The following is an 18,702-nucleotide window of genomic DNA, read 5'->3' as shown; positions in this document are numbered from 1 at the left end:
CCCGCCAAAGGTGGACGAGCCGTCAATCGGCTTCGCCCCTATTCCAGATGCGGTTCGTAGTCGTGAAGCGGCGGCCGGCGGCCGCGCCGTTCCTCGTATTCGCGCTTGCCGACAAGGGCTGAAACGCCGGCCAGGGCGACGAAGACCGCGATCAGGGCCAAGCCCAGCTTGACGTCGCCGATCCAGAAATTGGCCAGCCCCGCGAACAGGATGACCAGACCCACGCCCAGCATGACTCCGAGCTTCATGAGTTTTTCCTCCGGTGGCTTTTGTCGCCACTGAAGGGGAAGTCCACACCAAAACCAGGGTTATGTCCATGCACCTTCACCGTGACATGATCGCGCTGGAGGGGCGCCAATCTGGCGCGGAAGCGGAATCGCGCCTAGATATCCGCCATGTCCACGACCGCTCCCCGCCAAACCCGCTGCCTGATCATCGGATCGGGTCCCGCCGGCTACACCGCCGCCATCTACGCCGCGCGTGCGCTGCTCAAGCCCGTGCTGATCGCCGGCATCCAGCCCGGCGGCCAGCTGACCATCACGACGGACGTCGAGAACTATCCGGGCTTCGCCGACGTGATCCAGGGCCCGTGGCTGATGGACCAGATGCGCGCCCAGGCCGAGCATGTCGGGACCGAGCTGGTCAACGACATCGTCACCTCGGTCGACCTCTCCCGGCGCCCGTTCACGGTCAAGACCGACAGCGGCCAGGACTGGATCGCCGAGACGATCATCATCGCCACCGGCGCCCAGGCCAAATGGCTGGGCCTGGAGAGCGAGAGCAAGTTCCAGGGCTTCGGCGTCAGCGCCTGCGCCACCTGCGACGGTTTCTTCTATCGCAACAAGGAAGTCGTGGTGGTGGGCGGCGGCAACACGGCCGTCGAGGAAGCTCTGTTCCTGACCAGCTTCGCCAGCAAGGTGACCCTGGTCCACCGCAAGGACGAGCTGCGCGCCGAGAAGATCCTGCAGGAGCGCCTGCTGGCCCACCCGAAGATCGAGGTGGTCTGGGACAGCGTCATCGACGAGGTCAAGGGCGACACCGATCCGATGGGCGTCACCGGCGTGCGCCTGAAGAACATCAAGACCGGGGCGACCACGGACCTGGCCTGCGACGGCGTCTTCATCGCCATCGGCCACGCGCCGTCGTCGGAGCTGTTCGCCGGCCAGCTGGACACCGGTCCGGGCGGCTATCTGAAGGTCAAGCCGGGCACGGCCTCGACCGCGATCAAGGGCGTCTACGCCGCCGGCGACGTCACCGACGACGTCTACCGCCAGGCCGTCACCGCCGCCGGCATGGGCTGCATGGCCGCCCTGGAAGCCGTCCGCTTCCTGGCCGAGGAAGACCATAAGAAAGCCCATCACCCGATCAGCCACGCCGAGGCGAACAAGATCGGGGTTTGGTGAGTTAGGCAGCGCCCCCTCCGTCACGATGCTTCGCATCGCGCCACCTCCCCCGTTTCACGGGTGAGGAGGAAGGATCATCCTCACCCGCGTGCGGGGGAGGTGGATCGGCGCGTAGCGACGAGACGGAGGGGGCGCTTTCCCCCTAATTCAACGGATTCAGCAAACTCGGCGGCCGGGGCTTGGGCCTGGGCGGCGGAGGCGGCGGCGCGGGCGGCGCCGTGACGGCGGGCGGCGCGGGTTCCGACACGGCCTCCATCGCCTTGTTGATCTTGGCGATCTCGTCGGCGGTCGGGATGCGGCGGCCGGCGACGACGCCCTGGGCCACCACCCGCTCGCCCGTCGGCGAGTTAGCGTCGGGCACGCTGACCAGCTTGGCGTTGGGCAGGATGAGGTTCGAGACCCCCAGCATATCGGCCACCGCTCCGGTCGCCGCCGGCGGCGGGGCGGCCTGGGCCGCCAGAACCTCGGGCGGGGCGGCTTCCAGCGTGCGCGGGTCGGCGGCCATCAGGATGTCGGCCGAGACGGTCTCGTTGCCCGAATAGCGGCCCCTGAACGCGGCCAGCATCCCGGACGGACCGGTCCAGCGATAGAAGATGTGCTGGCCGAACTGCTTCAGCTTGACCAGGGTCGGGGCCCAGTACGGGGCCACGTAGTCGGCGTGGTAGTGGGTGGCCGTGCCGACCGGCTTGAACACGAAGCCCTTCAGGGCGCGCCGCGCCACGGCCTCGGCGTTGGCCCAGATCACGGGCACGGGCTCGCGCGCCAGGGACCCGTCGCAGGCGAAGCTGAACTGGCAGCCGGTGACCCGCGCCGCGCCCTCGTAGATCACGCCGCAGATCGACTTCGGATAACCCGGATGGCGCATGCGGTTGATCACGGTCTGGGCCACGGCCATCTGACCCTCGCCCGGCTCGAAGCCCGCCTCGTAATAGACCGCCTGGGTCAGGCACCTCAGCGCCTTGGCGCGGGCGTCGGCCGAGCCGGTCAGCACGAACGGCTTGGCGGGCTCCAGCCCCTCGGGAACGGCGGGGCGAAGCGCGTTGATGATCCGCGCTTCCTCGAAATCCGGGTCGCGGTCGCCCAGGCGCGGAATGGCCTTGAGGTCGATGACCTCCCAGCCCTCGACGCGCCCCCAGTAGTCCTTGTGGGGACGTGGGTCGTGGCGCTTGGCCAGGGCCAGCATCGCCGGATCGTAGTCGGCGACATAACGGGCCAGGCCCTTGTCGCTGAAGCTGCCGGTCACGCGCACCAGCCCCGCCTCCCGGCCCTCGCCGGCGGCGACGTAGTAGGTCGTGGTCGAGCACGCGCAAAGACCGCCGACGACCAGCAGGGTCGCGGCGGCCTTGCGAACATGCGATGCGCTCAGGGTCCCCACCCCGTCCCCTCTCTGGCGGCTACTTGCCGCCGAGGGTGGAGCGAAGCATCCAGGCGTGCTTCTCGTGGGCTTGCAGGCGCTGGGTGAAGAGGTCGGCCGTGGCCTCGTCGCCGGCGTCGTCGGCGACCGGGAAGCTGTCGCGCAGGGTGCGGATCACCGTCTCGTTGTCGGCCAGCAGCTCCTTGAACATGGCTTCCCAGTCATTTTCGGGATTGCCGTCCTTGATGCTCGAAAGGTTGCCGAAGGCCGCGTAGCCCTGCGGGGCCAGCTCGCCCAGGGCGCGGATGCGTTCGGCGATGGCGTCCAGCGCCGTCCATTCCTCGGTGTACTGGCCCTCCAGAAGAACGTGCAGCGACTGGAAATTCGGGCCGCGAACATTCCAGTGATAGCCGTGCGTCTTGAGATACAGCGCGTAGCTGTCGGCCAGCACCTTGTTCAGCGCCGCGGCGATGTCGGAGCGTTGTTTGGCGCTCAATCCGGTGTTCAGAGCATCGGCCATCGTGATCTCCCGTGTTGCTTGTCTTAGGTAAGCGTGCCCATCTTTCGCGCAAGACATCTTTGCCGGGACGAAGATGGAGAACAAAGACCCCCCGTCCCTTGTCTCCGATGAGCAAGGACGCATTCACGGCCTGATTAGCGCTTGGCTGATCCCACCGGTTCCACCACCGGCGCCGCTTTGCGCGCTGGCGGCGTTGATCGGCTTGGGGATGGCCGTGCTGATCCGCGTCGCGGTGCTGGGCCTAAGCAGCGGCGTGGGCGCGACCCTGCCGTTCTTCCCGGCCATCATGATGGTCACCCTCTACGCCGGGTGGCGCTGGGGCCTGGTCCCGACCCTGGGCGGGGCGGTGTTCGGCTGGTGGCTTTGGGGCGGCCGCGAAGGCGCGCGCCTGTCCCCGGACGAACTGGCCACCGTGGTCATCTATCTGATCTGCGGCGCGATGGTGGTCACCGTCGCCGAGGGCCTGCGCGGCGCCATGCGCGGCCTGACCCGGACCAAGCGGGAGCTCGAACAGGCCGAAGCCCGCCTGCGCGTCACCCAGACCGCCTCGGGCGTCGGCCCTTGGGAGTTCGATCTGGAGACCGGCGAGCTCTATCTCTCGCCCGCCGCGCGACGGAACCTGGGCGCGCCGCCGGAAGGTCCGATCCGGCTGGCCGACATGGCCGGCTACGTCCATCCCGACGACCAGGAGATGGCCCGAGAGCGCGTTCGGGCGGCCCTGGCCGGGTCCGAGGAGTACGAGGTCGAATACCGTCTGGCCGACACCAGCCAGGGCGAGCGCTGGATCCATGGCCGGGGCGAGGTGATCCGCGACGAGACCGGCAAGCCGACGCGGATGATCGGCCTGAACTTCGACGTCACCAACCGGCGCCGCGCCGAGGAGCAGGTGCGCGAGAGCGAGGCGCGGTTCCGCAGCCTGGCCGACAGCTCCCCGGCCCTGATGTGGACCACGCGCCCCGGCGGGGTGCGCGAGTTCGTCAACCAGGCCTATGTCGACTTCGCCGGCCTGTCCTATGACGAGGCGCTGAACCTGGACTGGCGCACGCGGCTGTTCCCCGACGACCTGCCGCTGATCCTGAAGGCCCAGATCGAGGGCGAGGCCTCGCGCGAGCCGTTCAGCCTGGAGGGCCGCTACCTGCGGGGCGACGGCGAATGGCGCTGGCTGAAGTCGTTCTCGCAGCCGCGCTTCGACCCCGCCGGCGCCTTCTCCGGCTTCGTCGGCATCGCCTTCGACATCACCGACGCCAAGCGGGCCGAGGCGAAGCTGACCAACATCAACGAGCTGCTCAGCGAGCGGGCCGCCGCGGCGGTGGCCGAGCGCGACGCGGCCCAGGCGGCGCTGCTCCAGGCCCAGAAGCTGGAGGCGATCGGCCAGTTGACCGGCGGGGTGGCCCACGACTTCAACAACCTGCTGACCGTGGTGATCGGCGCGCTGGACGCGGTCGCGCGCCATCCCGACGACGTCCCGCGGCGCGAGCGGATGATGGGCGCGGCCCTGGCCGCGGCCAGGCGCGGCGAGAAGCTGACCCAGCACCTCCTGGCCTTCGCCCGCCGCCAACCGCTGAAGCCCGAGGTGCGTCGCGTCGACGGCCTGATCGCCGAGAGCGAGGAGCTGCTCAAGCGCGCCCTGGGCGACGCCTATGATTTCAAGATGCGCTTGGGCGCCGGCGTGCGCGCCGCGCGCATCGACGCTGGCCAGTTCGAGGCGGCGTTGCTGAACCTGGTGGTCAACGCCCGCGACGCCACCCCGCCGGGGGGGACCGTGACCATCGAGTCGAACGCGGTGACGCTCACCGAGCGGAGCGGCGAGCTCGAGCCCGGCGCCTATCTGAAGGTCTCGGTGCGCGACGACGGCTCGGGCATGGACGCCGCCACGATCGCCCGCGCGGTCGAGCCGTTCTTCACCACCAAGCCGCCCGGCGAGGGCACCGGCCTTGGACTGTCGCAGGTCTATGGCTTCGCCCGGCAAAGCGGCGGCTCGGTCGAGATCGAGAGCGTGGTGGGCCAGGGCTCGACCGTCTCGCTGCTGCTGCCGGTGGTCGAGGCCGACCCGGCGCGAGAGCCCGCGACGACGATCGACCCCATCCGCGCCCAGACGCCCTCGCGGGTGCTGCTGGTCGAGGACGACCCGCAGGTGGCCGAGCTGCTCGAGGCGATGCTAGGCGATCTGGGACACACGGTCGTCCGCGCCAGCGGGGTGGAGGAGGCGCTTTCGCGGCTGGAGCGGGACGAGGGCGTCCAGCTCGTGCTCAGCGACGTGATCATGCCGGGCGGCAAGAGCGGCGTCGACTTGGCCGAGCAGCTGGCGGTCTCGCGTCCCGGCCTGCCGGTGGTGCTGTGCTCGGGCTATGTCGGCGGCGACCAGAGCCGGGCTCGCGCCGGCGACTGGCCATTCATCTCCAAGCCGTTCTCGCTGGAAACCCTGGCCCAGGCTCTCGCCCAAGCCCGGCCCCGCTGAGGGCTGGCCGGCGGCGTGTCACCGCGGCGCCGCTGGAGGCCCTCGCCGGATGATCTCCAGAAACGCCTCCGCCGCGCGCGGCGCGCCTAGACCGTCGCAGACCTGGGCGCTCGCCGCCGAGAGCGCGGCGCGGCGGTCGGCGTTTCGCGGCAGATCGGAGACCTCGCGCGCGAAGGCCGCCTCGAAGTCCGGCGCGGCCACGTCCAGGCAGGGCGCGACGCCAGCGGCCTCCAGGGCCCGGGCGGCGGGCGCCTGGTTGTCGGCCAGGATCAGGGTCAGGGTCGGCAGGGCCAGGACGCAGCGCTCCCAGGTGGTGGAGCCGCCGGCCCCGATCGCGAGGTCGGCCTCCAGCGTCAGGCGCGGCATGTCCTGGGCGTCGACGTGGAGCGCGAGACGCGGGTCCTGGGCCGCGAGCGCGCGCAGGGCCGGCAGGCTGGACGCGCCGCCGCCGACCACGACGTCCAGCGCCGCCTCGCCAACGAGGGGCCGCAGCAGCTCGACCACGCGCTGGGTGACGCCGCCGACGTCGGTCAGGCCCAGGGACACCAGGATGCGCCGAACGGGCGGTCGCTCCGCTCGCCGGGCCAGGGCCTCGGCCCGCAGGGCGGCGAAGGCCGGGCGCACCGGCGCGTAGGCTGGGCCCAGCAGCAGCCGGGCGTGGCTAGGGACCAGGCCCGCGTAGTCTTCGGCTTTCCGCGCGGGTCCCGAGTCCAGCACCAGGTCGGCGGCCAGCGGACGGTCGGCCAGATCGTCGAGGGCCAGGGCGGGGCGGCCCTTGGCCAGGGCGCGGTGGTCGTCGGCCGACAGGCCGTAGTGGTCGAAGACGAGGGCGTCGAAGCCCGCGTCATCCGCCGCCCGCGCCATGTCCGGGGCGAAGGCGTCCAGCACCGCGCCGACCTCGGGGCTGGCCAGGAACGCGCAGGTCGCGCCGGTCCGTTCCAGCGCCCGCGCCAGGGTCAGGGACCGCATCACGTGGCCGCCGCCGACCTTGGCGCCCGCCGCGCAGACGAACAGGATCCGGCTCATACCCGCCGGTCGCCCCCGTACTCTTCCAGATCGGGCCGCTCGCGCACGAAGGCCCGTACGTCGTCGGACGTGAAGGCGCGGTTCTTGGGATAGAGCGCGTCATAGACCGCGGCCACGAACGCGTAGTCGTCGGGGCGATCCACGGTCCAGCGCACCGCGCCCTGGTCGGGATGACAGGCCAGGAACACCTGCCGCCAACGCTCGGGCTGGGTGCGCAGGTCCCAGGTGACGTGCTCGCGCGCCTCGGGCGTGGCGACCTTGGCCGCCTCGCGCAGGGCCGAGGCGCGCATCACCTCGATGTCGGTGCCCTTGGGCCAGGCGCGTCCGGGCGCGACATTGTTGGCGTAGTCGGCGTCGCTGGAGAGATAGAGGTCGATCGTGGCGTCGATCAGGTCGGGATCGGCCAGGGGGCAGTCGGCGGTCAGGCGCACCAGATGCTCGGCAGGGTGGGCGTCCAGCGCGCCCAGGAACCGCTCCTGGACATCGTGGAGCGAGCCGCGAAACACCGGAATCCCCTCGCGCAGCACGGCCTTCTCGATGGCGTCGTCCTCGCGGTTCTCGGAGGTCGCGACGACCAGCTTGTCGATCTTGCGGGACCGGGAGACGCGCTCGATCTGCCGCACGATCATCGGCTGGCGCACGAGCGGCATCAGCACCTTTCCCGGCAGGCGGGTGGAGCTCATGCGGGCCTGGAGGATGGCGACGATCATGGGCGGATGATGGGGCGTCTCGCGGGGAAAGGCCAGCCGCCCCTACGCCGCCCGCCGCGGGCTGGCGCGCCCCAGGCGGAAGCGGCCGACCAGATTCATCAGCCGCGCGCCCTGGCCGGCCAGGGCCTGGTCGGCGTCGCGGGCGCTTTCGACCATGGCCAGGTTCTGCTGGGTGAAGCGCTCGATCTCGGCGACCTCGGCGTTGACGGTCGACAGGTCCTGGGCCTGTTCGCGCACCGACGAAGCGATGCGCGTGGCGGCCGCGTCGATGCCGGCCATCTGGCCCGCCACGCCGTGCAGGGCGGCGCCGGTCTTCTCGACCAGGGCCACGCCCGCCTCGACGCTGGCCTCCGACTGGGTGATCAGCCCCTTGATCTGCCTGGCCGAGTCCGCCGAGCGCTGGGCCAGGGCCCGCACCTCCTGGGCGACGACGGCGAAGCCCCGTCCGGCCTCCCCCGCGCGCGCGGCCTCGACGCCGGCGTTCAGGGCCAAAAGGTTGGTCTGGAAGGCGATCTCGTCGATCAGGCCGACGATGTCGCCGATGCGGCGCGAGGAGGCGTCGATCTCGCCCATGGTCTGGGCGGCCTCGGTGACCACGGCGCCGCCGTCGTCGGCCTCGGCGCGGGCCGAGGCGACCAGGCGGCGGGTCTCGTCGGCCCCGCCGGCGACCTCGCCCATGGCCCCGGTCACCGCGTTCAGCGAGCCGGCCGCGCGTTCCAGGCCTTGCGCCTGGCGCTCGGTGCGTCGGGCCAGTTCGCCCGAGGCGTTGGAGAGGGTGTCGCTGGCCGCGCCGATCGCGTCGGCGGCCTCGGCGATCTCGCCGATCGCCTGTTCCAGGCTGGCGACGGCCTTGTTGAAGTCCTGGCGCAGCGGTTCGTAGACCTCGGCGAACGGGCCGGCGATGCGGCGCGAGAGGTCGCCCTCGGCCACGGCGGCCAGGGCCGCGCCGACCTCGCGGACCACGCCGGTCTGCTCGTCGATCGAGAGGGACAGGGCGGCGGCGCGGTCGCGGTCGGCGTCGGCGGCGCGGCGCAGGGCGTCCTGCTCGTCGCGCAGGGCCTGGGCGCGGGCCAGCTCGCTGCGCAGGGTCTCCAGCGCCCGGGCGATCGAACCGATCTCGTCGGCGCGTTCGGTCTCGGCCACCGGCAGGTCGTAGCGGTGCTCGGCCAGCCCCTTCACGGTCTCGCGCAGGGTCAGCAGCGGGCGGGCGATCAGCCGGCGCGAGGCCACCGCCAGCACGGCCAGCGAGGCCAGCAGCAGCACGAGCCCGCCGATGGCCAGGCCCAGCGATAGGCGGCGGGCGGGGGCGAGCAGGGCGTCCTCGCTGACGTCGGCCACCACGGCCCAGGTCGCGCCCGAGGCCAGGCGCACCGGGGCCACCAGGCGCTGGGCCTTGCGGCCCTTCAGCTTGACGCCGTCGATCAGGGCGGGCTTGCCCGAGGCCATGGCTTGCTTGACCACGTCGAGGCCGGGATCGGCGTAGGCCTTCATGCGCAGGGCCGCGTCGGGGTGCGAAACCCACAGGCCGCCGGGCGAGACCAGCATGGCGCGGCCGTCGTCGAACGGCTTCATGGCGTTGAGGCGCGCGGCGATGTCGTTCAGCGCCAGGTCCGCGCCCATCACGCCCACGGTCTTGCCGTCGGCGATCACCGGATAGGTGATCGAGGTCATCAGGACCTGCTTCCGCTGGCCGCCGTCGGCCACGTTGTCGGAATAGGGCTCCAGGATCGCGGGGCGACCGCTCTGGAAGCTCGTGGTGTAGAAGTCCTGGCCGAACTCGGCGTCCTCGCCCTGTTCGGCGGTCAGGGTCTGGCCGTCGCGGACCCAGTAGCCGATGAAGCGGCCCGACGGGGTCGAGCCCAGCTCGGCGCGGCCGGCGAAGGCGGCGTCGTCGCCCAGGGCGCCGGGCTCGAACATCAGCCAGCCGCCCAGCATCGCCTTCGACGCGGCCGAGACGGGCTTCAGCTGGGCCATGTAGGCGGCGCGATCGCGCTGGCCCGAGGCGTACGAGGCCGAGAACACGCCGGCGGCCGCGCGCACCACGGCGTCGGCGTCGTCCAGATCGTTCTTGACGCTCATGGCGGTCTCGGCCGTCATGCTGGCGGCGTAGCGTTCGGCGAGGCCTCGGACGGCCTGGCCGCTGCCGACGCTGATCAGCAGCGAGGCCACGATCAGCAAGGCCCCCAAGGCCGCGCCGCCCGCGGCCATGAGCTTCCCGGCAAGCGAAAGTCGCTTGAACGCTCCGGTCATCCCAAGTCCCCCAACTCTACTGGGGCGCACAAGACTGGGTAAACCTTGCCGAACGTTGAACGGCTGGGAATGGGTTAGGCATAGAGGCCGGAGGAACGCGTCGTGATCATCGTCCATCACCTGAACAATTCTCGAAGCCAGCGTGTCCTGTGGCTGCTCGAGGAGTTGGGCGTTCCCTACGAGGTCAAGCGCTACGAGCGCGACGCGGCGACCATGCTGGCCCCGCCGGCGCTGAAGAAAATCCACCCTCTGGGCAAGTCGCCGGTGATCACCGACGGCGACACGGTCGTCGCCGAGACCGGCGCGATCATCGAGTACGTCACCGGGGTTCACGGCCAGGGAAGGCTCGTCCCCGCTTCGGGTACGTCCGAGCGGCTACGCTATACCTACTGGCTGCACTACGCCGAGGGCTCGGCCATGACGCCGCTGCTGCTGACCCTGGTGTTCTCGGCCCTGCCCAACCGCGCGCCGGGGCTGATGAAGCCGCTTGTGCGCTCGATCGCCGCCAAGGCCCAGGCCGGTTTCGTCGATCCGCAGCTGAAGACCCACATCGACTACTGGGAGGCGGAGCTGGCCAAGTCGCCCTGGTTCGCCGGCTCGGACTTCACCGCCGCCGACATCGCCATGAGCTTCCCGCTGGAAGCCGGCGCCAGCCGGGCCGGGGCGGCGAGCCGTCCCCACATCAAGGCGTTCCTGGACAAAATCCACGCCCGCCCGGCCTATCAAAGGGCCCTGGAGCGCGGCGGGCCCTACGCTTACGCCTAGCGAGCTTGACCGCCTGCGACCAAGCGTCGCCGTGGCGTTAAAGTTAAGGCTTGGCAAACCAGCGCCCGCGCAATCGTGGCCTTAGCGTCCCGGCGTCCATCCGCGACGTGGAGAGGGAGCACGCCCGCCTTGAGCGTCGCCGCGAAGATGAAAGCGCCCGTGGGGCTGATCTTTTCGACCCTGGAGGCCCAGCGCCAAGCCGGGGGACGGCTGGTCGTCGCCCTGATCTGGAGCATCGTGCCGATGCTGCTGATCGCGCGCCTGGCGACGCACGGCGCGCCGATAGGCCTGGCCGCCGCGGCGCTCGCGCTCGCCCTGGCCTCGACCGTGGTCCTGCTGCGCGTCGGCGAAGGCTCGCTGGGCCGAATGGCGATCGGGGTGGCGCTGATGGCGCAGCTGTCGCTGTTGATCCCCGCGCTGGCCGGCCATCCCTGGCAGGCCGAGATGCACGTGACCTATTTCGCGGCCCTGGGGCTGCTCGTCATCTACTGCGACTGGGTGGTGATCGCCGCCGCCGCCGCGGCCGTCATGGTGTCTCAGTTGGGTCTGTCGTTCTTCGCGCCCCACGCGCTGTTCGAGGGCGCGGCGGCCTGGGGGCGGCTGATCGTTCAGGCGGTGGTGGTGGTGGTCGAGGCCGCCGCCCTGATCGCCGTGGCCGCCAGCGTCAATCACCGCTTCACCCTGGCCCAGCAGGCCCGCGTCCAGGCAGAGGCGGCGGTGGGCGAGGCCCGCGCCGCCCAGGACTCGGCGGTCGAGGCCAGGCGCTCCGAGGAAGACAACCGCAAGCGCCACGCCGAGGCGTACGAACGGGCCGAAGCCCAGCGCGACGCCGCCATCGCGGCCCTGGGCCAGGCGCTGTCCCACCTGGCGCGCGGCGACCTGACGGCGCGGCTGCACACCCAGTTCGCCGAGGCCTACGAGGCTCTTCGCGCCGACTACAACACCGCCGCCGACCGCCTGGCCGACGCCCTGACCGTGATCGAAAGCCGGGTCGACGGCGTGCGCTCGGGCTCCGATCAGATCGCCGACGCCGTGCAGTCGCTGGCGCGGCGCACCGAGCGCCAGGCCGCCAGCCTGCAGGCGACCGCCTCGACCATGGACGACATCACCGCCACGGTCGGCCAGACGGCCTCCGGCGCCAAGAAGGCGGCCGACGTGGTGGCCCGCACCCGCGACGACGCCGAGCGCTCGGGCGAGGTGGTCGAGCGGACCGTCGCGGCCATGACCGCCATCGAAAGCTCGTCCCAGGAGATCACCAACATCATCGGGGTGATCGACGAGATCGCCTTCCAGACCAATCTTTTGGCCCTCAACGCCGGGATCGAGGCGGCGCGGGCCGGCGAGAGCGGCAAGGGCTTCGCGGTCGTGGCCATGGAGGTGCGGGCCCTGGCCCAGCGCTCGGCCGAGGCCGCCAAGGAGGTCAAGCAGCTGATCTCGACCTCGACCCAGCACGTCGAGACCGGCGTCGGCTTGGTCGGCCGCACGGGCGAGGCTCTGCAGCGGATGGTGACCCAGATCTCGGAGATCGACGCGCTGGTGTCGGAGATCGCCGGCTCGGCCCAGGCCCAGGCCCAGGGCCTGGCGCAGGTCAATACGTCCGTCGCCGAGATGGACCAGGGGCTGCGCGAGAACGCCGGCATGGTCGAGGAGACCTCCGAGGCGACCCAGACCCTGAACGCCGACGCCGCCCTGCTGGCCGACCTCGTCGACCAGTTCGACCTGCCGCATGGCCCTTCGCCGATGGAGCGCTTGCGGGCCTAGGCGTGGAACCGATGGGGCGCGGGCGCGTTTAGCCCCTTCAACCGCGAACGTCACGGATGAACCTGGGCCCCCGGCGTTCGCCGGAGAGGTCGGATTGAAGTCTTGGGCGCAAGCTTGACCTCAAGCCCGGCCCCTCTTGCTTATCCAGAACCGGGCGCCTATCCTCCCAGCCCCCGGTCACGAGCGCCCGCGACCGGAAGTCTTTCCTCCCAAGGCGTCCGAGCTAAAATCCGCAATGGAAAAAGTGCCGATGACCGTCGGGGGTTATCAGACCCTCGACGAAGAACTGAAGCGTTTGAAGACCATCGAACGTCCGTCGGTGATCGCCGCGATCGCCGAGGCGCGCTCGCACGGCGATCTGTCGGAGAACGCCGAGTACCATGCCGCCAAGGAGCGTCAGGGCTGGATCGAAGGCCAGATCGCCGAGATCGAGGACAAGATCGCGCGCGCCCAGGTCATCGACGTGTCGAAGCTGTCGGGCAAGCAGGTCAAGTTCGGCGCCACCGTCTCGGTGATCGACGAGGACACCGAGGAAGAGGCCCGCTACCAGATCGTGGGCGACCACGAGGCCGACGTGAAGTCGGGCCGCATCTCGCTGTCCTCGCCGCTGTCGCGCGCGATGATCGGCAAGGAAGTCGGCGAGGTGGTCGAGGTCAACACGCCCGGCGGCGTGAAGGCCTACGAGATCACCAAGGTGGAGTGGCTCTAGGGCTCTCCGCCTTAGCGACGCCACAAGTCTGACCGAACTAGACAAGGCCGTTCCAGGCGCACCGCCCGGGGACGGCCTTGTTTCGTTTTCGTTGCCCGGGGTGACGACTTGGCCGAAACGCCGAAATCTCCGCCCGCCCTTCCGCTGAAGGTCTGGGCCGTGTCCGACGGCCGCGCCGGTATCGAGGCCCAGGTCGTGGGCCTGGCCGACGCCCTGTCGCGCCTGGTTCCCTGCGAAGTGACGGTCAAGCGCGTCGCCTGGACGGGCCGCACGGGGCGGCTGCCCTGGTGGCTGAACCTCTTTCCCCGCCGCTGGCTGACGCCCGAGAGCGACATTCCCGGGCCCAAGGACGGCGAGGCCTGGCCCGACGTCTGGCTGGCCGCCGGCCGCGCCACCTTGCCCCTGTCGATCCGCGCCAAGCGCTGGTCGGGCGGCAAGACCTATGTCGTGCAGATCCAGGACCCGCGGGTCCCGGCCACCATGTTCGACCTGGTCATCCCGCCCAAGCACGACCGCCTATCGGGCGACAACGTCCTGCCGATCACCGGCTCGCCGCACCGGGTGACGCCCGAGCGCCTGGCCAGCGAGGCCAAGGCGTTCAAGGCGCTGATCGACCCGCTGCCGCGCCCTCGGGTGGCGGTGCTGATCGGCGGCAAGTCCAAGGCCTTCGACCTCTCAAGCGAGCGCGCGGCCCAGATCGCCCACTCCATCCAGATCCCGCTGGAGCAGGAGGGCGGATCGCTGATGATGACCTTCTCGCGCCGCACGCCCGAGCCGGCGCGGGCCCTGATCACCGCGCGCCTGCGCCACGTGCCGGGGGTGATCTGGAACGGGGAGGGGCCCAACCCCTACTTCGCCTTCCTGGCCGCCGCCGACTACATCCTCGTCACCGAGGACTCGACCAACATGGCCACCGAGGCGGCCTCGACCGGCAAGCCGGTCTTCGTGCTGAAGATGGACGGCTCCAGCCTGAAGTTCCGCCTGTTCCACGAGGAGCTGGAGCGCATGGGCGCGGCCCGACCCTACGGCGGCGCCTTCCACGGCTGGACCTACGAGCCGGTCAACGAGACCGATCGCGCGGCGCGCGAGATCCTGGCGCGGCTTGGGGTTGAGATTCCGGAAGCGCCGGAGGCGCCGGCCAAACCCAAGCGCAAGCCGAGAGCGCCCAAGGCCGATCCAGCCTAGCCGGCCTTGGCCGCGAGGCTCGCCTCTAAACTGAAGACCTGAAGTCTGCTTTGGGTGGGGAGCCGCCGTTGACGGTTCAGACCTCCCCCCTCAGCATTACACGCGCGTGGCTCTAGGGGCGGCTCGATGGGTGTCATAAAGATCGGATTGCTCAGCGGCATCGTCGCGCTCATGTCGGCCTGCGCTCAGGCTAAGCCGAGCGTGGAAAAGCTATTCTTTGGTAAGTCTCGTTCCGATTTGATCGGCGGCGAAATGGGTAAAATTGTTGAGATCTATTGCTCTGCGCGCAAAACCGCGCAGGAGAACTGTGGTCCGCAAAATGCCGAAATTCTGGTGGTGGAGCGGGCGGAAGGGCATGTTTATGTCTTCATGTCGCGCGACTTGGTGTCCAGCACGGTGCTGTTTGACCATCGCGTAGACTTCTGACCCGCGTTGAGTCCACTTAGGGTGGGGAGCCGCCCTTCCGAATCCCTCTCTCATGGAGAGAGGGAGGGGCCCGCGCCGCAGGCGTGGGAGGGTGAGTGGGTAGGCGAAGCCCAAGGACGATCCTGGCGCGGCTGGGGACTCTGTGCCGGCACGCCGGCCGAGGGTGTAACCACTCACCCTCCCAAGCTTCGCTTGGGCCCCTCCCTCTCTCTAAGAGAGAGGGATTTCGCGCGGCGTCCGACCAAGGGTCGTTATCGGACGTTATTCGTCGCCGGCCGCCGCCACCATGGGCGGATGTTCCAGCGGCTTCAGATCCGGCGCGACCCAGCCCCGCCGGGCCTCCACCGAGAACAGACGCTCGCGGGACCAGTGGGTCAGCGGCCAGGCCTTATCGCCCATCGGGGTCTCCAGCAGGCGCGCGATGGCGTCGCTGTCGCTAGTCCCGGCCGGCAGGGCCGCGACGAAGGCGCGGATGGCGGCCAGATAGGCCTGGGTGATGGTCTCGTGATAGCCGCTGGTGTCGTCGTTCACCCCGCCAACCGCGACGTTGTAGGTCTGGATGATCCCCGGCAGGTCGCGTTCCAGCCCCGCGTCGCGGATACGGACCAGGCGCAGGGTGGCGGCCAGGTGGGCGGCGTGCGTCCAGCGCTCCTTGGGCAGGGTGCGGCTGACCAGACCCTCGGCGAGGGCGGCGATCTCTTCGTCGGTGTAGCTCATGGAACGGTGTTAGCCACCGCGCGGGCGGGCGCCTAGAGCGGCCGCGTCGGTCGCCGCGCCGCGTCCAGCGGAATGACCACGTCGGCGGCGCCGGGAAGGTCCTCCGCGATCCAACGGGTCAGGCGCTCGTAGTGGGCGACGAAGCGGTCGAGGGCGGCCTCGTCCATGGCGAGGGCCGGATCGCGGCCCTCGGCCTCGAGCCGCGCGCGCAGGCGGGCTTCCTGTTCTCCGCGCCAGGCGCGGACGACGGCGAAGTCCGGGGCGGTCAGCAGCGCCAGCCGGTCCAGCCGCGAAAACAGCGGCGCGTAGGGGCCCGCCAGCGCCGCGTTGGCGAAGCCGCGCCAGACGCCGCCCGGGTCCTCGTCGCGCTCCAGGGCGTTGACGGGCGCGTCGAGCATCGAAGCCGGCTGAGGCCGCGCCCCGACGCACCAGCCCTCCAGCAGCACGACATCGACCGGCCCCTCGACGCGCGGCCAAGCGGCCTCCGGCGCGCGGTCGTCGGCGGCCTTGTCGAAGCGGGGCGGGGCGATGGTTCCGGGTCTTCCCAGGGCGTCCAGCACCGCAAGCCCCAGGGCCGGATCGTGCGTGCCCGGGACCCCGCGCGTGGCCAGCAGCGGATGGACTTCGCGCGCCAGCCGCGCCCGCTCGGCCCGGGTCAGATAGAGGTCGTCGATCGACAGAACCGCGACCTTCAGATCGCGCGCCGTCAGCAGGCGGGCGACCAGCGCCGTCAGGGTCGACTTGCCGGAGCCCTGCGGCCCGCCGATGCCGACCACGAGGGGCGAGCGACCCTCGGCCGCCCAGGCCGCGATCCGCGTCGCCAGCGGCCGGTGCAGGCGCTGGGCGAGCGCCGCGAACCCCTCCGGCAGGCCCTCGTCCCGGATGAAGGCGGCGATGATGGCGGCTTCGGAGTCCATCAGTAGGCGTTGTTCCAGCGCACCGTCTCGGGCAGCGGCAGGCTGGCCTCGAACACCAGGCCGTCGGGGCGGAAGTCGAAGCGGGCGTGGCCCTTCTGCTCGCGGCGGATCGAGCTTTCGATCAGGCGGGTGCCGAAGCCCCGGGTCGTGGGCGGAGAGACGCGGGGGCCGCCGACGTCGCGCCAGGTGAAGCCGAGATTGTTGGTGACGGGATCCAGTCGCCACGAGACCTCGACCGCGCCGCCAGGAGTCGAAAGGGCCCCGTACTTGGCGCTGTTGGTGGCCAGCTCGTGGAACACCATCGACAGGCCGACCGCCGTATGGGGCGCCAGGGCCACCGTCGGCCCTTCGCGGCGCACCCGGCCCGCGTGGGCGCCCAGGGCCTTCTGGACCAGCTGGTCCATGTCGGCCTCGCGCCAGCCGGTCTTGGTCAGCAGGTCGTGGGCGCCGGAGAGGGCGATCAGCCGCTCGGTGAACACGTCGACGGGCGCGCCCTCGGTCTTCAGGAAGGTCTGGCGGGCCAGGGCCTGGACCGTGGCCAAGGTGTTCTTCACGCGGTGATTCAGCTCGTTGATCATCACCACCTGCCGCTCCTCGCGGGCCTTCAGCTCGCGCGAGGCCTCGCGCAGGGCCGAGTGGACGGCGGCGATCTCCTCCAGGCTGTCGGGAGACGACGAGGGCGGGGTCTCGCCTCGGCCGATGGCGGCGGCGTCGCTGACCAGCCGCCGCATCTCGCCATTGATCCGGCGGGCGTAGGCCAGCGACAGGGTGATGCCCAGCGCCAGCAGCGCCAGGAACACCGCGCCCGCGATCGCGACCGAGCGGTTGACCGTGCTGGCCAGCTCGTCCCTCGGGATCGCCACCACCAGCGTCCAGCCCGTCTGGGGAGAGCGGGTGTAGGCGACCATGGTCGGCACGCCCTCCAGCGACACGCTCTTGTTCACGCCCTCGGTGGAGTGGCGCAGGTTCTCCTCCATGTCCTTGGGGGCCAGGGCGCCGGTGAACGGCTCGTTCAGGCGCGAGCGGGCGATGACCCGGCGATTGTTGTCCAGCAGGGTGGCGACCCAGCGGTCGGGCACGCGTTGCTGGCGGAACACCGAGGTGAACGAGGCCGACTCCACGACGTAGGACAGGACGTAGGGCTGGCCCTTGACCAGGATCGGCGTGGCGACGGTGATCACCGGCTTGCCGGCGACCTTGCCTTCGCGCAGGTCGGAAATCTTGCTGCGCCCGGCCAGCAGGGCGCTGGTCAGCTCGTTGGCCCGGGGCGAGATCGGCAGGGGCGAGCCGTAGGGCTTGAGCGTGTTCAGGATCTGCTGGCCGTCGATGCCCGACACCACGATCCAGCCGGGCCGTCGCTGGATGACGCGCTGGGCGCGGCCGTGGAAGTCGGCCCAGTCGCCATTGATCAAAGCTTGGTCGCTGGCCAGGGTCTCGACCACCGCGACGCCGACGGCGGCCTGCCGATCGACGGCGCCGGAGAGGGCGCGCGCCGTGGTGACCAGCTGCTGATAGAGCTTGCCGCGCGATTCCCGGTCCGCGCCGGCGAGCAGCAGGACCATCGAAACCACGGCCGGGATCAACAGGCTGACCGTCAGGAGCACCAGCCGTCCGCGCACCGTGCCGGCGCGACGGCGGTCGCCCAAATCGCCGCGATCCTGTGCCTTCATTCGTCGGCGCGCCCGCCTCGACGAGGGCCCAGCTTCGCCCTCACGCACTTGTATATCGAAGCGAGTCGGCGACGGCGTCTCAAAAATCGCTGTTTTCTCTCGACGGTCTTCGTCGGGCTCGGCGCGGCGGAACCGTATCGCCGCCGCGGCTTTGTGGGTTATGAGAGCTCATGAAATCCCTGCCCAACATCCTCACCAGCTCGCGCCTCGTGATGGCGCTGTTCATGTTCGTGGCCCTGGCGGCCGCGGCCGGCGCGGTCCCGTGGGTCAGCGACCAGCTGACCGCCGAGACCCAGCTGCGCCTGGAGCGCTGGGCGTTCTACGCTTTCGTCGTCGCGGCGGTGACCGACTTCTTCGACGGCTGGCTGGCGCGCAAGCTGGACGCGGTCAGTGTCTGGGGCGCGATTCTCGATCCGATCGGCGACAAGATCCTGGTCTGCGGCGCGCTGCTGGGCCTGATGGCCTTGGGGCCCAACCCGTTGGTCGTGCTGCCGGCCGGCCTGATCCTGTTCCGCGAGTTCACGGTCAGCGCCCTGCGCGAGGTCGGCGCGGGCAGGGGCGTCAAGCTGCCGGTCACCCTGCTGGCCAAGTGGAAGACCACGCTGCAGCTGGTGTCGATCGGCGCCGAGATGATCCTGGCCTCGTGGGGCGCCTTTGGCCTGTCGCAGGAACCGTCGGTGATCGGCGGCTTCACCGTGGTCGCCCACGGCCTGCTGTGGCTGGCCACCGTGGTGACCCTGATCACGGGCGCTCAGTACTGGGAAGCGGCGCGCAAGGCGCTGGCCTGAGGGCCGGTTTCCAGGGCCCCAAAACGGCGTCATCCCGGAAGCC

17 protein-coding genes and 1 pseudogene are annotated in these 18,702 nt (G+C 70.6%); 8 read left to right on the top strand and 10 right to left on the bottom strand.

Annotation, left to right across the window (positions count from 1 at the left end; all coding sequences use genetic code 11):
• Positions 1-38: 38 nt before the first annotated feature.
• Complete coding sequence (locus tag J2728_RS01365) at positions 39-248, bottom strand: hypothetical protein (RefSeq protein ID WP_309995402.1); 210 nt, start codon at positions 246-248, stop codon at positions 39-41.
• 147 nt (positions 249-395) lie between these two features.
• Between J2728_RS01365 and trxB the strand changes: the two genes are divergently transcribed.
• Positions 396-1,403, top strand: coding sequence for a thioredoxin-disulfide reductase (gene trxB / locus J2728_RS01360; RefSeq protein WP_309995400.1), 1,008 nt, complete (start codon positions 396-398; stop codon positions 1,401-1,403).
• Position 1,404: 1 nt separating this feature from the next.
• On the opposite strand, the pseudogene J2728_RS01355 reads toward trxB, so the two are convergent.
• The 3 genes and pseudogenes from J2728_RS01355 to J2728_RS01345 all read right to left on the bottom strand — a co-directional run.
• Positions 1,405-1,542 (bottom strand): annotated as a pseudogene (locus tag J2728_RS01355) (hypothetical protein); the annotation flags it as partial.
• Positions 1,543-1,545: 3 nt separating this feature from the next.
• Positions 1,546-2,778, bottom strand: coding sequence for a cell wall hydrolase (locus J2728_RS01350; RefSeq protein WP_309995399.1), 1,233 nt, complete (start codon positions 2,776-2,778; stop codon positions 1,546-1,548).
• Between the two features lie 19 nt (positions 2,779-2,797).
• The gene (locus J2728_RS01345) at positions 2,798-3,277 is read right to left on the bottom strand and encodes a Dps family protein (protein WP_309995397.1); all 480 of its coding nucleotides are present in this window, start codon (positions 3,275-3,277) and stop codon (positions 2,798-2,800) included.
• A 73-nt stretch (positions 3,278-3,350) separates the two neighbouring features.
• On the opposite strand from J2728_RS01345, the gene J2728_RS01340 reads away from it, so the two are divergent.
• The gene (locus J2728_RS01340; protein WP_309995394.1) at positions 3,351-5,735 is read left to right on the top strand and encodes a hybrid sensor histidine kinase/response regulator; all 2,385 of its coding nucleotides are present in this window, start codon (positions 3,351-3,353) and stop codon (positions 5,733-5,735) included.
• Between the two features lie 18 nt (positions 5,736-5,753).
• Here J2728_RS01340 and pseG read toward each other — a convergent pair whose 3' ends face one another.
• Genes pseG through J2728_RS01325 form a run of 3 tightly spaced genes read right to left on the bottom strand, consistent with a single transcriptional unit; the run spans position 5,754 to position 9,721 of the window.
• Complete coding sequence (gene pseG, locus J2728_RS01335; RefSeq protein WP_309995392.1) at positions 5,754-6,761, bottom strand: UDP-2,4-diacetamido-2,4,6-trideoxy-beta-L-altropyranose hydrolase; 1,008 nt, start codon at positions 6,759-6,761, stop codon at positions 5,754-5,756.
• On the bottom strand, positions 6,758-7,471 hold the full coding sequence (locus tag J2728_RS01330) for a cytidylyltransferase domain-containing protein (protein ID WP_309995390.1): 714 nt from the start codon (positions 7,469-7,471) through the stop codon (positions 6,758-6,760). The genes pseG and J2728_RS01330 overlap by 4 nt, the downstream gene beginning before the upstream one ends.
• Positions 7,472-7,513: 42 nt before the next feature.
• Positions 7,514-9,721, bottom strand: coding sequence for a methyl-accepting chemotaxis protein (locus J2728_RS01325; protein WP_309995388.1), 2,208 nt, complete (start codon positions 9,719-9,721; stop codon positions 7,514-7,516).
• A gap of 102 nt (positions 9,722-9,823) precedes the next feature.
• Here J2728_RS01325 and J2728_RS01320 point away from each other — a divergent pair, with 102 nt between their 5' ends.
• The 5 genes from J2728_RS01320 to J2728_RS01300 all read left to right on the top strand — a co-directional run bounded on the left by J2728_RS01320 (position 9,824) and on the right by J2728_RS01300 (position 14,567).
• Positions 9,824-10,486 (top strand): glutathione S-transferase family protein, encoded by a 663-nt coding sequence (locus tag J2728_RS01320; protein ID WP_309995386.1) that lies wholly within the window; start codon positions 9,824-9,826, stop codon positions 10,484-10,486.
• Between the two features lie 159 nt (positions 10,487-10,645).
• A complete protein-coding gene (locus J2728_RS01315; protein WP_404979711.1) occupies positions 10,646-12,247 on the top strand; it encodes a methyl-accepting chemotaxis protein in 1,602 nt (533 codons plus the stop codon).
• A gap of 235 nt (positions 12,248-12,482) precedes the next feature.
• Positions 12,483-12,956, top strand: coding sequence for a transcription elongation factor GreA (gene greA, locus J2728_RS01310; RefSeq protein WP_041538194.1), 474 nt, complete (start codon positions 12,483-12,485; stop codon positions 12,954-12,956).
• Between the two features lie 108 nt (positions 12,957-13,064).
• Positions 13,065-14,141, top strand: a complete 1,077-nt coding sequence (locus tag J2728_RS01305) for a mitochondrial fission ELM1 family protein (RefSeq protein WP_309995381.1) — start codon at positions 13,065-13,067, stop codon at positions 14,139-14,141.
• Between the two features lie 126 nt (positions 14,142-14,267).
• The gene (locus tag J2728_RS01300; RefSeq protein ID WP_309995379.1) at positions 14,268-14,567 is read left to right on the top strand and encodes a hypothetical protein; all 300 of its coding nucleotides are present in this window, start codon (positions 14,268-14,270) and stop codon (positions 14,565-14,567) included.
• A gap of 261 nt (positions 14,568-14,828) precedes the next feature.
• On the opposite strand, the gene J2728_RS01295 is transcribed toward J2728_RS01300, so the two are convergent.
• From J2728_RS01295 to J2728_RS01285, 3 genes are read right to left on the bottom strand one after another with little or no spacing between them, the layout of a single operon-like run.
• A complete protein-coding gene (locus J2728_RS01295; protein ID WP_309995377.1) occupies positions 14,829-15,284 on the bottom strand; it encodes a hypothetical protein in 456 nt (151 codons plus the stop codon).
• A 32-nt stretch (positions 15,285-15,316) separates the two neighbouring features.
• Positions 15,317-16,201: a kinase gene (locus J2728_RS01290; RefSeq protein ID WP_309995375.1), complete on the bottom strand. Its 885-nt coding sequence runs from the start codon at positions 16,199-16,201 to the stop codon at positions 15,317-15,319.
• Positions 16,201-17,871: a sensor histidine kinase gene (locus J2728_RS01285; RefSeq protein ID WP_309995372.1), complete on the bottom strand. Its 1,671-nt coding sequence runs from the start codon at positions 17,869-17,871 to the stop codon at positions 16,201-16,203. Before J2728_RS01285 ends, J2728_RS01290 begins: the two co-directional genes overlap by 1 nt.
• Before the next feature lie 170 nt (positions 17,872-18,041).
• Here J2728_RS01285 and pgsA point away from each other — a divergent pair, with 170 nt between their 5' ends.
• Positions 18,042-18,659 (top strand): CDP-diacylglycerol--glycerol-3-phosphate 3-phosphatidyltransferase, encoded by a 618-nt coding sequence (gene pgsA / locus J2728_RS01280; RefSeq protein ID WP_309995370.1) that lies wholly within the window; start codon positions 18,042-18,044, stop codon positions 18,657-18,659.
• Positions 18,660-18,702 lie beyond the last annotated feature (43 nt).

It is taken from the genome of Caulobacter segnis, from assembly GCF_031454995.1.
Classification (GTDB): domain Bacteria; phylum Pseudomonadota; class Alphaproteobacteria; order Caulobacterales; family Caulobacteraceae; genus Caulobacter; species Caulobacter segnis_E.
This window is presented reverse-complemented; position numbering and strand designations above follow the sequence as displayed.

Coding starts and splice junctions, on each gene's coding strand:
- trxB (WP_309995400.1), top strand. CDS start 396: ATGTCCACGACCGCTCCCCGCCAAACCCGCTGCCTGATCATCGGATCG.
- pgsA (WP_309995370.1), top strand. CDS start 18,042: ATGAAATCCCTGCCCAACATCCTCACCAGCTCGCGCCTCGTGATGGCG.
- J2728_RS01330 (WP_309995390.1), bottom strand. CDS start 7,471: ATGATCGTCGCCATCCTCCAGGCCCGCATGAGCTCCACCCGCCTGCCG.
- J2728_RS01365 (WP_309995402.1), bottom strand. CDS start 248: ATGAAGCTCGGAGTCATGCTGGGCGTGGGTCTGGTCATCCTGTTCGCG.
- J2728_RS01290 (WP_309995375.1), bottom strand. CDS start 16,201: ATGGACTCCGAAGCCGCCATCATCGCCGCCTTCATCCGGGACGAGGGC.
- J2728_RS01340 (WP_309995394.1), top strand. CDS start 3,351: ATGGAGAACAAAGACCCCCCGTCCCTTGTCTCCGATGAGCAAGGACGC.
- pseG (WP_309995392.1), bottom strand. CDS start 6,761: ATGAGCCGGATCCTGTTCGTCTGCGCGGCGGGCGCCAAGGTCGGCGGC.
- J2728_RS01325 (WP_309995388.1), bottom strand. CDS start 9,721: ATGACCGGAGCGTTCAAGCGACTTTCGCTTGCCGGGAAGCTCATGGCC.
- J2728_RS01295 (WP_309995377.1), bottom strand. CDS start 15,284: ATGAGCTACACCGACGAAGAGATCGCCGCCCTCGCCGAGGGTCTGGTC.
- J2728_RS01345 (WP_309995397.1), bottom strand. CDS start 3,277: ATGGCCGATGCTCTGAACACCGGATTGAGCGCCAAACAACGCTCCGAC.
- J2728_RS01300 (WP_309995379.1), top strand. CDS start 14,268: ATGGGTGTCATAAAGATCGGATTGCTCAGCGGCATCGTCGCGCTCATG.
- greA (WP_041538194.1), top strand. CDS start 12,483: ATGGAAAAAGTGCCGATGACCGTCGGGGGTTATCAGACCCTCGACGAA.
- J2728_RS01285 (WP_309995372.1), bottom strand. CDS start 17,871: ATGAAGGCACAGGATCGCGGCGATTTGGGCGACCGCCGTCGCGCCGGC.